The sequence below is a fragment of the uncultured Flavobacterium sp. genome, assembly GCF_937967675.1.
Lineage (GTDB): Bacteria > Bacteroidota > Bacteroidia > Flavobacteriales > Flavobacteriaceae > Flavobacterium.
Genome location: NZ_CALBSN010000165.1, coordinates 1 through 13,112, shown reverse-complemented (window position 1 = coordinate 13,112; position 13,112 = coordinate 1). Strand labels below are relative to the sequence as shown.

The following is a 13,112-nucleotide window of genomic DNA, read 5'->3' as shown; positions in this document are numbered from 1 at the left end:
CTGGTACACAGTTAACACTTCGTACGTTCCACGTTGGAGGGGTTGCTGGAGGTATCTCTGAAGAGTCTAGTATTGTAACTCGTTTTGCAGGTAGATTAGAAATTGAAGATTTAAAAACAGTTAAAGGTGAAGATGCTGAAGGAAATGCTGTTGATATCGTAATTTCTCGTTCTACTGAGTTAAAATTAGTTGAGCCAAAAACAGGTATTGTATTAAATACACACTATATTCCTTACGGATCAAGTATTTTTGTAAATGATGGAGACATTGTTGAAAAAGGTACTACAATCTGTAAATGGGATCCATATAACGGGGTAATTATTTCTGAATTTACGGGTAAAGTAGGTTACGAAGATTTAGAACAAGGACAATCGTTCATTGTTGAAATCGACGAGCAAACTGGTTTCCAAGAGAAAGTAATTTCTGAAGGTAGAAATAAGAAATTAATCCCTACGTTACACATCTATGGTAAAGATGGCGAGTTAATTCGTTCATACAATTTACCAGTAGGAGCTCACCTTATGGTAAACGATGGAGAAAAAATTAAAGCAGGTAAGATTTTAGTTAAAATTCCACGTCGTTCTTCTAAAGCAGGTGATATTACAGGAGGTTTGCCAAGAATTACGGAGTTATTAGAAGCTCGTAATCCTTCAAACCCAGCAGTAGTTTCTGAAATTGATGGTGTTGTAACATTTGGAAAAATTAAGAGAGGTAACCGAGAAATCGCTATCGAGTCTAAATTTGGTGAAGTGAAAAAATACTTAGTAAAACTTTCAAACCAAATCTTAGTTCAAGAAAACGACTTCGTAAAAGCGGGAACTCCACTTTCTGATGGTGCAATTACTCCAGAAGATATCTTAAGAATTCAAGGTCCATCTGCTGTTCAACAGTACTTGGTAAACGAAATTCAAGAGGTATACCGTTTACAAGGTGTAAAAATCAACGATAAACACTTTGAGGTGGTTATCCGTCAGATGATGCGTAAAGTAAGAATTGTGGATCCAGGAGATACTTTATTCTTAGAAGATCAATTAGTTCATACAAGTGATTTCATCGTTGAAAACGATAAATTATACGGAATGAAAGTTGTGGAAGATGCAGGAGATTCTGAAAACTTAAAACCAGGTCAAATTGTTACACCACGTCAGTTAAGAGATGAAAATTCGTTATTAAAACGTAATGATAAAAACTTAGTTTCAGCACGTGATATTGTTCCAGCTACTGCTACACCAGTATTACAAGGTATTACTAGAGCATCGTTACAAACGAAATCATTCATTTCTGCTGCATCGTTCCAGGAAACTACAAAAGTATTAAACGAAGCTGCCGTAGCAGGTAAAGTGGATACTTTAGAAGGATTAAAGGAAAATGTTATTGTAGGACACAGAATTCCAGCTGGTACTGGTATGAGAGATTACGATAATATTATTGTAGGTTCTAAAGAAGAATACAATGAATTAATGGCTGCTAAAGAAGAGTTTAACTACTAATTAGCTTCATTATTCCAATATAAAGCCTAACAGATTTTCTGTTAGGCTTTTTTTTTATCTAAATTATACTTATTCTTGTAAAAGATTTTCAAATATTACTTAAATGAACTAATAATTTAAGTCAAAAACATTTAAAAACTTCGATGACTTATATGTTTAAAAAATAAAAAAATGGAAAATAATAACCAACAAGGTCAAATTAACATCGAATTAGACGAGCAAACAGCTGAAGGAATTTATTCTAATTTAGCTATTATAAATCATTCAAACTCTGAGTTTGTGGTAGATTTCGTAACGATTATGCCAGGAGTGCCAAAGACGAAAGTAAAATCAAGAATTATTTTAACGCCTCAACACGCAAAACGTTTGTTGAAAGCATTAGGAGAAAACATTCACCGATTTGAAAGTGCTCACGGAAAAATTGAAGAAGGCGAACAACCTCCAATTCCTTTAAATTTTGGTCCAACCGGGCAAGCTTAGTTGTAAAAACTCTTCAATATAATGAAGAGTTTTTTATTTATTATTCAAAAGAATAAAAAGTTTATTAGTAAGGCTTGATTTTTTTATTTATTTTTTTTAAGATAATTTAATTGTATTAAAAAAATAAATATATTTGTTGATTACTTATATCAAACTAAATTTAATTTTATGATAAACAATTACGATTCGGTTGTTTCCTTTAATTTTATTGGAACAACATGTTCTCAAAAGCAAAGAGACAAGTCGTACATGGCAAAAAAACGAACCTGGATTTCGTTGATTACTATGTTAATGATACTGTTTTCCTTTTCTTTTGCTCAAGGACAGTCTTCTGCTAATTATGCTTTTAGCACAAACACTTCTGGTTCACTTGCTTTAGATGCAAATGGTAATGCTGTAGACATGTCAACTGGAACTACGCAGTTAGTAGGTCCGCTATCTGATGCAACTGCTTCAGCAGTTACGAATATTGGCTTTAATTATTCTTTATGGGTAATTTTTATAATCAATTTTCTGCCAATGCTGATGGAATTTTAGGACTAGGTTCGACTGCTGTTTCAGGTTCAACTGTTAGTGGTGGATCTGTAACTACTCCAAAAATTTCTGCTTTAGGAGGTGATTTTTATGTAAGTGCCTCTGGTAAAGTTCATTACAAATTAGTTGGAGCTGCTCCAAATCGCTGTTTAGTCGTAGAATGGACAGGTATGGCTGTTACATATAGTACAACTGCAGCAAATGGAAATAGCACATGGCAAGTTAGATTGTATGAGAATACAGGTATAGTTGAATATGTATATGGGTCTATTAATTGTACAACAACAACATTTAATCCTGTTGCTGGTGGTTTTTCTGTTAATACTACTGCAAATACTACTGCATCAATAACTTTTTCAAATAATACAGTTAGTAATGGAGCTACTTTTAATACTAATACTTTAGCTTTAGGTGATGTCCCAAATTTAAATTCAACTGCCGATGGGTCAAGAAGAATATATAGATTTACTCCACCTGTTCCAGCCGCAGGGCCAACAGGTTTAACAATTTCTGGAGCAACAGCTACAGCCATGACATTGAATTGGACTGCAGCTTCACCAACTACTAACATTGTTAGATACGTTGTGTTAAATTCTACAAATGGTGGTACAACTTATAATTTTGTTGCTAACGTAGCATTAGGTACTAATACATACAACGCTACAGGACTAGTTCCAGGTACTACTTACGATTGGAAAGTGGTTGCTATCAGTGAAGGAGTGGAAAGTACTCCAGCTATAGCTACTCAATCTACTTCTGCAGCAGCTACTTATTACTGGGTAGGTGCATCTTCTTCAGGCACACCGGGAGCATTTGCCACATTGACAAATTGGAATACCGCAGCTGATGGTTCAGGTACTACTCCAACAATTTTAAATACTACTGATGTTTTTATTGTAGACGGAAATGGTTCATTAACTACTGGAGGAAATGTTTACATTAGCTTTGCAGCTGCAACTACAGTTGGTCAATTAAAAATTAAAGATAATACAGCTTGCTATTTACAATCTTCAGCAACGACGCAAAGAATTATAACTATATATGGTGGAGGTGGAGATGATTTTGTTATTGAATCAGGTTCTTCATTATTTTTAACTAATACGACAAATTCAGTATCGTTAATTTTTGCTTCAGCTGTAACGGGTAATACAGGTAATATCTCTGGAACTCTTACAGTAGCAGGTATTAATGCAACTGCTACCAATGCTGGTGCAAACTCATTTTTAACAACGGGTGGTAATGGTACAATTGTATCAGTAACTAGTACAGGTGTAATTAATAATATAGCAACAACAAACATAACAACAAATGGAAATGTTACAGGTTCAGCAAGTACTTTATTGTTTTTAGATGGAAGTCAGTATAATGTTTCAGGTGCAACTACAGGTGCTCCATGGGTTCCATTAGCTACTTGGTCGCCATCTTCTACATTAACAGTAAGTGGTTTAACAACTTCGGCTACAGCCCCTGCTAATAATAACCAGTCATTTGGTAATATTGTTTATAATTGTCCTTTATCAACAGCAACACTTAATTTTTTTGGTGCAAATACTCAAACTGTTAAGGGTAATTTAACTATTTTAGCTGCTGGTGCTACAGGAGGTACTGGAATTTTTAGAGTTACTTCAACTGGAACAATAACTGTTAATGGAGATATCATAATTACGCAAGGTAGATTTCAATCTGCAACTAGTGGAACGGTTATTGCAAATGGTTCTACTACAGTAGGTACCAATGGAATATTAGATACTGCCTCTACTACAGGTACGTTCTCACAAAGAGGTCCTCTTTTGACTAATAATGGTATTTTAACAGGTACTTCAGGTACATTACAATTCTTGAATTTTACAGGAAGTTTTGCGCAAACATTGGCGGGTTCAGGTACAGTTTTAACTAACTTGGCTACATTAAGTATGCAAAATACAGCTGGATTAACTATTACTCATACAAATCCTATTATTATTGCAAGAGCAAACTTATTCCAAGGAACTATTACAGGAAGTAATAAAATTACTTTTGGAACAGGTTTAGCTGTTAACTGCACTACTCAAATTGGATCTGCAGGTTTAACAACTCCAGGAGGTAATTTTGATGCAACACCTACTTTTAATTTAGGTACAGGAACTTACGCATTAATTTATGCACAAGAAAGTGTAAGTAGAACAGTTGGTTTTGAAGTGCCACCAACGAGATTAGTTAATACAATTAATTTAACTAATTCTAATGGATTGATTTTATCAGGAGGTAATTTAGGTACTGGAACACTAACTTTTGGAGCAGGTTCAGGTAACATAACAACTAATAGTACTAATGTTTTAACAATTACAGGTACAACTGCTGCTAGTATCGTTAGAACATCTACTACTGCATATGTAAATGGTCCATTAGCGAGAACATTACCACCTAACTTAGCTACAGGTTCAACATATGTATTTCCTATAGGTAAATCAACAATTAATCCTTTTGAATTAGTAAATCCAACAACAGGTCCTTCTGGAAATGTTGTAATTCAATCAGAAGTTTTTGATTCGGCTACTGGAGGTACTCCAGCGAGTTTATTAGGATCTTTAAATTCAAATCGATATTGGGCTGCTTCTTTTACTAGTGGTGGAAGTAATTTTGCAGATGCATTAGTAAGGCTTAATGATAACCCAAATGGTGCAGATGCTATTGGTGCAAGTGAAACACTTACAGGTGTATATGACTTAATAGGAGGCTTAACTTCAACAGTAACTGCTTCTTCAATTACAACAACTTCTCCAGAAGATATATCTGCATTGAATTACTATGTTATGGCTTCTAAAGCTACTCCTACGTTATCTAATTTAACAATCACACCTCAAGGTAATCGTTGTCCTGCTGTCGCAAGAACTGTTACTGTTGACGTTGCAATAGGTGCTGGAGCTATATCAGGTGTTGTTATTAATTATAGTGTAAATGGGACTCCTCAGACTGCTATTAATATGACTAATACTTCAGGAACAACATGGTCAGGAACAATTCCTGTTCCTACACCTTTAAATGCTACAATAGCTTGGTCAGTAACAGCTACTGACGTTAACGCATTAACAAAAACACAAGCTGGTGTTACATATTCAGATGAAGGTATAGGTACGGATGTTATTACAATTACACCTTCAGTACCTAATTTCTGTGGTACAGGAGGTCCCGTTACATTAACAGCTAATTCAACTATTCCAGGTGTTGTTTATACATGGGAATCATTAACTAGCGGTGTTACATTAAGTACTTCAACGGGTAGTTCAACTACAGCTACTATTTCAACAACAACAGATTTCAAAGTTACAGGAACACCAAATGATGGAGGTTGTCCTTCAGTAGCATATATCTCAGTAGGAGTTTATGACTTGCCTTCAGCTACTGTTACAACAACAGCTTCTGGAGTTTGTCCTGGTACAAGTGCTACAATTAATTCAGGCTTAAGTGCTGGTAATTTTGTGAGTGCATCAATAACACATGCTCCGAGAGTTGCGCCTTCAAATGCTGTTACATTAGCAACAGCAGGTGCAGCAGTAGTTCCGCAAACTTCAGGTACGTTAGATGACGGAGGTTGGGGAGGAATTCCTGTTGGATTCAATTTTAATTTCTTTGGAACAAACTATAATACAATTAATGTTGGAACAAACGGGACTGTTATGTTTGGAACCTATAATGGTACAAGTTTAGCAGATTTCACATATACAACATTACCTAGTGCTTCAGAACCATTTAATTTGGTTGCTGTTCTTGCAATGGATAACAATTTAGCAAATTCAGGTTCTGATGGATCTACATCAGGAACTCAAGGTGGTACATTAAAATATTGGACAGAAGGTTATGCTCCAAATAGAAAATTTATTGTAAGTTATGAAAATGTTCGTGAATATGGAGATACAAGAGTGAGTACGGCTCAAGCAGTTTTCTTTGAAACAACCGGAATCATAGAAGTTCATGTTACATCATCTACGAACATTGATAGAAATAAATTAGTTGGTGTTAATAATGGTAACGGAACTATTGGAGTTTTGGCTTATGCTTCTGGAACTACGGCATCGTCAACTAATCCAATTACAAATCCTTTTGCTTATCGTTTTACACCACCAGCAAATTATACTACTACTTGGACTGCAACAGATGCAAACGGTACAACTACTATTGCAACAGGTACAAATATTTTCTCACAAACAGTTGCACCTTTAATCACTACAACGTATTCGATTTCATATACAAATCAAACTACGGGTTGTACTAATGCATCAGGTTCTGCGCAAGTAGTAATGAGTGTATTAAATAGTAATGCTCCTGCAGGAGTTAATACAATTGCTAGCGCATCAAGTATATGTTTAGGTCAGTCAGTAAACTTAAGCATGGATTATACGGGAAGTAATGATGGTTTAACGTTCCAATGGCAATCAAGTATTGATAATGGTACTTCTTGGCAAAATATTGCTTCGGCTACAACCACAACTACTATTGTTACACCTACAATCCCTACAAGATACCGCTGTCAAATTATTTCTTGTGGAGGAACACCTGCTTATTCTAGTGTTGCTCAAGTAGATTTTACAAATCAAATTACATCTACTACTCCAGCTACACGTTGTGGAACGGGTACAGTAACGATTGAAGCAACATCAAATGCTGGTACAACAGTTAATTGGTACGCAGATAATACTGGAGGTGTTTCTATAGGGACTGGCTCCCCATTTACTACTCCATCAATAAGTTCATCTACTACTTATTATGCTAGTGCTGAAACAATTACAAATGCTTCGGTAACTTTAGGATCCACAGCTACAATTGATACTGCTTTTGGAACTACTTCATCACCAGATGGTGGTATGGTATTAACTACAACAACAAATAATGTTATTATTAACAGTATTGATGTTTTAGTTGCAGGAACTGGTAATTTAACTATTAAATTGCAAAATTCAGCTGGTGTTGATATTGCTTCTACTACAATAAATGGATTCACAGGTTCTGCAACATCTTTAACTAATGTTGTATTACCTTCTACATTTGTTATACCTACTGCAGGTACAGGTTATAGATTACTTTGTACAAGTTTAGGTTCCGGATTAAGTTGGTATTATCAAACTGGGGCTTTCCCTTTTTCAACTCCAGGTGTTACAATTACTTCAGGTTGGGGATGGGGTGCAACAACAACAGATTTAAGATTTATTCATAAAATTAATATGACAGTTCCAACGGTTTGTGCTTCTCCAAGAGTTGCAGTTCCAGTTACTGTTAATCCTGCTCCTGCTTTAACATTAAGCAGTTCAAATGCAACCATTTGTTCTGGTGTAGCTACTACAATACCTGTAACGATAACATCAAATGTTGCTGATTTTGATACGTATACATGGTCTCCTTCAATAGGGGTAACTGGTAATAGTTCAACGGGTTGGATATTTAATCCAACAAGTTCAACAACTTACACACTAACAGCTTCACAGTCCTCTGGAAGTTTGTGTAGTAATACAGCTACCTTTGTAGTTTCTGCAAATCAATTGCCAAGCGCTATGACTATTACTCCTGCAGCTCCAGAAGTATGTGTAGATTCAGTTCAAGCACTTACAGTAACAGGTGGTGCTATTTCAAATATTGCTAATTTTGGTTCTTCAACTACAACAAATACAGCAACGGGTTATCCTAGTCCATTTACAAATTATTATGGAGGAACTAAGCACCAAATGTTGATTAGAGCTTCAGAATTAACGGCTTTAGGTTTAACACCAAATTCTACGATTAATTCTATTTCGTTTGATGTAGCATCTGTAGGAACTTCTTTCTCTGGAACATTACAAAATTTCCAAGTGGATATGGGAAGTACTACTGATGATGTGTTAACATCTACTACTTTTTTACCTACTACAACTAACGTTAGAGCTGCTGGTAACTTAGCTGTTACGATTGGTTTGGTTAATATACCATTAAACGGTTCGTTTACTTGGGATGGTACAAGTAATATTGTAATTCAAACATCATATAGTAATAATAATTCAGGAACAACTAATGATAGTGTTCAAATGAGAAATTCTGATCCTGGGTTTGTAAGTACAAATTGGTATAGAGTAGATAGTGCATCCAGTGATTCGGTTTTAACAGCAACTACTCCAACAAGTTCTGGAAATGCTAGACCAAACATTGTTTTAAATTATTCATCTCCAACAAATATTACTTGGTCACCAGTAACTAATTTATATACAGATGCTGCAGCTAGTACACCTTATACAGCGGGTACAAATGCATCAACTGTTTATGTGAAATCTTCATCAGCTGGAACAGCAAGCTATACTGCTACGGCAACGGCTTCATTAACAGGTTGTACGAACTCAGCTAATGTAAATGTAATTGTTAATCCGCTACCTACAGTTGTAACAGTTAATCCTACAGCAGTTTGTAGTCCATCAACAGTTGATTTAACTGCTGCTTCTGTAACTACAGGTTCTGATTCAGGATTAACATATACTTATTGGACTAATCCAGAAGCAACTAATGCTTTGGCAAGTCCTAGTACAGTAGCTACTTCTGGTACTTATTATATCAAAGGAACAAATTCAAATGGATGTTCTTCAATAATAACTCCAGTTACAGTAACAATTAATCCTTTACCAACTCTAATTACTGTTGACCCAGCTACAGTTTGTTATCCAGCTACAGTTGATTTAACAACTGCTGCAGTAACTACAGGTTCTGATTCAGGATTAACATTTACTTATTTTACAGACTTAGCAGCAACTAATGCATTAACTAATCCTAATGCAGTAACAACTTCTGGTACTTATTATATTAAAGGTACTAATGCTAATGGTTGTTCATCAATTGCTTCAGTTAATGTAACAATTAATGTAACTAGTGCACCAACTGGTAATGCAACTCAAACTTTCTGTGGTGCTTCAAATATTACACAATTAATTGCAGTTGGATCTGGAATTAAATGGTATGATGCAGCAACAGGAGGTAATTTATTACCTAATATTACGGCTATTGGTTTAACAAATGGCACAACATATTATGCTTCTCAAACAGTTAATGGTTGTGAAAGTACAGATAGATTTGCGGTGACTGTGGTTGTAAATACAATCCCTACTGCTCCAAATGCAAGTGCACAATCATTTTGTAATTCTGCTACTGTAGCCGATTTATTACCAAGCGGGTCATCATATAACTGGTATTCTGCATCTACTGGAGGTTCTGCTTTAGCTTCTTCTGATGTATTATCTTCTAATACATATTATGTTTCTCAAACGCTAAATGGATGCGAGAGTGCAAGAACAGCAGTAACGGTAACTATTAATACAACAGCTGCTCCTACAGCTGCTGATCAATCGTTCTGTAATAGTGCATTAGTCGCTAATTTAACTGCTACTGGAACTAATTTATCTTGGTATTTAGCTTCTACAGGCGGTAGTGCTTTAAGTCCTTCAACGTCTTTAACTTCAGCAACTTATTATGTTTCTCAAACATTGAATGGTTGTGAGAGTTCAAGAACAGCTGTTTTAGTTACTGTAAATACAACAAGTGCTCCAACTGCTAGTGCTCAAACATTTTGTACTAGTGCTACTGTTGCTGATCTTACAGCATCAGGATCAAATTTAAGTTGGTATTCTAATTCAACAGGTGGAACTGCACTAACTTCAGGAACAACACTTTCAACAGGTATTTATTATGTTTCACAAAATGTTGATGGTTGTGAAAGTCCTAGAACTGCTGTTAATGTTACTATTTCAACTCCATCTACACCAACAGGAAATGCAGTACAAACTATTTATGGTGGTGTTGCATCGGATGCTACAATTGAAGATATTAATGTTAATGGATCAAATATTGTATGGTATCCAACACCTGGTGATGCAGCGGCAGGAACTAATGCTATTCCAGCTGGAACACAGTTAGTTGATGGTGCAGTTTATTATGCAGTATCCGTTGTAGGAACATGTAGAAGTGCTGCTTTAGCTGTTACTGTTACAGTTGTTTTAGATAATGCTAGTTTTGATATTAAATCTTTAAAATATTATCCAAATCCAGTTGTGGATAGATTCACAGTTTCTTATACAAAATCTATCACTGCTATTCAAGTTTATGATATTAATGGTAGATTAGTGAAAAATTTACAAACAAATGGTAATGAAGTTAACGTTGATATGTCAGACGTTGCAGCTTCAGTATATATTGTAAAAGTATTCGCTGATGATACAATGGGTGAATTTAAAGTAGTTAAGACAGAATAATTTCTTATACTTTTAAAATAAAGGGTCAATCTTTCGAGGTTGGCCCTTTTTGTTTTTATTTTAGCAGTATGAAAATAGTACTTTGTAAAATAGAACAATTAAATGTGGTTATCGACTTAACCAAGAAAATTTGGCCTGTAGCCTATGGAGAAATTTTATCCAAATCGCAATTGGATTATATGATTGACAAGTTTTATAACGAACCTGCTTTACGCGAATTAATACAAAAAGGACACGTTTTTTATTTAGCACAAGATGATAACGATAATTACGTAGGTTTTGTTTCCTATGAAATCAACAGCGAACCCAACAAAACAAAAATTCATAAAATTTACGTGTTACCTGAAACTCAAGGAACAGGTTTAGGAAGACAATTTTTTGAATTGGTAAAAGGAAAAGCAATCGAAAATAACCAAAAAGCCATTTTCTTAAACGTAAACAAATACAATATCGCCATACATTTTTATACCAAACTAGGCTTTACAAAAGTAAAAGACGAAGTAATTGATATTGGAAATGGTTATGTAATGGATGATTATGTGATGGAACTTTGTTTTTAACGATTCCTCTCCCTATAATTCCTTTTTCCAGTAAACTTTCCTTTATTACTTGGTAAACTTGCTTCTTCAGTCTTGCTAGAAGGTGCAATTAATTGGTTTAATTCTGCGATTTCTTTATCAGTAAGTTCGCGGTATTTGCCTACTGGAACATCTAAAGAAATGTTAATAATTCTGGTACGTTTCAAAGCTGTTACTTCGTAATCCAAATATTCACACATTCTGCGAATTTGTCTATTCAAACCTTGCGTTAAAATAATTCGGAAAACGTATTTACTAATTTGTTCTACTTTGCATTTCTTGGTAATCGTTTCCAAAATTGGAATTCCGTTTGCCATTCGGTCAATAAATCTATCAGTAATCGGTTTGTTTACGGTTACGATGTATTCTTTTTCGTGGTTGTTTCTTGCTCTAAGAATTTTGTTTACAATATCGCCATCACTCGTCATAAAAATCAAACCTTCACTGGCTTTATCCAAACGACCAATAGGAAAAATACGCTCTGGATAATTGATGTAATCTACGATATTATCCTTGATTTTTTGGTTGGTAGTACATTCAATTCCAGCGGGTTTGTTGAAAGCCAAATACACATGTTTTTGCTTCTTTTCTTCTACTAAAATACCGTTTACACGTACTTCATCACCAGGAGCTACTTTTGTTCCCATTTCAGGAACTTTCCCATTAATAGTAACTCTGCCTTGCTCTATTAATCGATCGGCTTCTCTACGAGAACAAAAGCCGGTTTCGGATAAATATTTGTTGATGCGTACTGTGTTTTCTTCCATGTAGCAAAGATAGGTTTTTTAGTGAAAAGTAAAAACTGATTAGTGAAGAGTAATTTGAGAGTTATGATGACTATTCTTCTTTGCGGTTTAAAACAAAAAAAAAGCCCTTTTAAAAAAAGGACTTTCATTTATTTTAAAGGATTTAATTAGATGCTAGCAAATAATTTTTCCATTTTTTCTCTTTCTTCGTCAGCTAAAACACCGTCTACTAAAATTCTACCACTGTGCTCATCCGTAATGATTTTTTTGCGAGCTGCAATTTCCATTTGTGTTTGTGGTGGAATAGTAAAGAAGGAACCAGCAGAAGCGCCACGCTCAATAGAAACAACTGCTAAACCATTTCTAACACTATTTCTAATTCTGTCGTAAGCTGCTAATAAACGCTCTTCAATTTGACCTCTTAATTCTTCTGATTTACCTAATAAGAAGTTTTCTTCTTTTTCAGTTTCAGCCATAATGTCACTTAATTCAGCTTTCTTATGTTTTAAGTGCGTTTGTTTACCGTCTAATTTTTCTTTAGTTTGAGCTACAACTTCTTTTTTGTGTTCAATAGAAGCTTTCATCTCTTTAATGTGTTTTTCAGCTAATTGAATTTCTAATTCCTGAAACTCCACTTCTTTAGTTAAAGAGTTGAATTCTCTATTGTTACGAACGTTTTTTTGTTGCTCTAAATATTTTTTAATGGCAGTTTTGTGCTCGTCGATAGCATTTTTCTTTTCTTTGATTTGGTCGTCAATAGTCTCCAAATCGCTTTTTAGTTTTTCTAAACGAGTAGAAAGTCCTGCTACTTCATCTTCTAAATCTTCTACTTCAAGAGGCAATTCTCCTCTTACATTTCTTATTTCGTCTATTTTAGAATCAACTAGTTGTAAAGCATAAAGGGCTCTTAACTTATCTTCTACACTTAGCTCTTTGATTGTTGCCATATTTAAAAGTACTTAACTGGATTTGTATTTTCTTCTGATAAAATGATTGCAAAATTAGTGATTTTTTCTTTAAGAAAATCAACAATATAATTTTTTGTAA

At 34.7% G+C, this 13,112-nt stretch carries 6 protein-coding genes and 1 pseudogene; 5 read left to right on the top strand and 2 right to left on the bottom strand.

All coding sequences use genetic code 11. The annotated features are described in order from the left end of the window. From Q0075_RS11265 to Q0075_RS11245, 5 genes and pseudogenes are all read left to right on the top strand, one after another. Window positions 1-1,490, top strand: a pseudogene (locus Q0075_RS11265) (DNA-directed RNA polymerase subunit beta'); the annotation flags it as partial. A gap of 171 nt (window positions 1,491-1,661) precedes the next feature. Further along, window positions 1,662-1,970 (top strand): DUF3467 domain-containing protein, encoded by a 309-nt coding sequence (locus Q0075_RS11260; RefSeq protein ID WP_297869596.1) that lies wholly within the window; start codon window positions 1,662-1,664, stop codon window positions 1,968-1,970. Window positions 1,971-2,138: 168 nt separating this feature from the next. After that, entirely contained in the window at window positions 2,139-2,507 is a 369-nt protein-coding gene (locus tag Q0075_RS11255) for a hypothetical protein (protein WP_297869595.1), read from the top strand. Further along, window positions 2,459-10,741 (top strand): T9SS type A sorting domain-containing protein, encoded by an 8,283-nt coding sequence (locus tag Q0075_RS11250; RefSeq protein ID WP_297869594.1) that lies wholly within the window; start codon window positions 2,459-2,461, stop codon window positions 10,739-10,741. The genes Q0075_RS11255 and Q0075_RS11250 overlap by 49 nt, the downstream gene beginning before the upstream one ends. 68 nt (window positions 10,742-10,809) lie before the next feature. Further along, the gene (locus Q0075_RS11245) at window positions 10,810-11,301 is read left to right on the top strand and encodes a GNAT family N-acetyltransferase (RefSeq protein ID WP_297869593.1); all 492 of its coding nucleotides are present in this window, start codon (window positions 10,810-10,812) and stop codon (window positions 11,299-11,301) included. Here Q0075_RS11245 and rluF read toward each other — a convergent pair. Next, window positions 11,298-12,086, bottom strand: a complete 789-nt coding sequence (gene rluF / locus Q0075_RS11240) for a 23S rRNA pseudouridine(2604) synthase RluF (protein ID WP_297869592.1) — start codon at window positions 12,084-12,086, stop codon at window positions 11,298-11,300. The two genes, Q0075_RS11245 and rluF, sit on opposite strands and share 4 nt — an antisense overlap. Before the next feature lie 146 nt (window positions 12,087-12,232). Beyond that, window positions 12,233-13,012, bottom strand: coding sequence for a C4-type zinc ribbon domain-containing protein (locus Q0075_RS11235; RefSeq protein ID WP_291108112.1), 780 nt, complete (start codon window positions 13,010-13,012; stop codon window positions 12,233-12,235). Window positions 13,013-13,112 lie beyond the last annotated feature (100 nt).

Coding starts and splice junctions, on each gene's coding strand:
- Q0075_RS11260 (WP_297869596.1), top strand. CDS start 1,662: ATGGAAAATAATAACCAACAAGGTCAAATTAACATCGAATTAGACGAG.
- Q0075_RS11255 (WP_297869595.1), top strand. CDS start 2,139: ATGATAAACAATTACGATTCGGTTGTTTCCTTTAATTTTATTGGAACA.
- Q0075_RS11250 (WP_297869594.1), top strand. CDS start 2,459: ATGGGTAATTTTTATAATCAATTTTCTGCCAATGCTGATGGAATTTTA.
- Q0075_RS11245 (WP_297869593.1), top strand. CDS start 10,810: ATGAAAATAGTACTTTGTAAAATAGAACAATTAAATGTGGTTATCGAC.
- rluF (WP_297869592.1), bottom strand. CDS start 12,086: ATGGAAGAAAACACAGTACGCATCAACAAATATTTATCCGAAACCGGC.
- Q0075_RS11235 (WP_291108112.1), bottom strand. CDS start 13,012: ATGGCAACAATCAAAGAGCTAAGTGTAGAAGATAAGTTAAGAGCCCTT.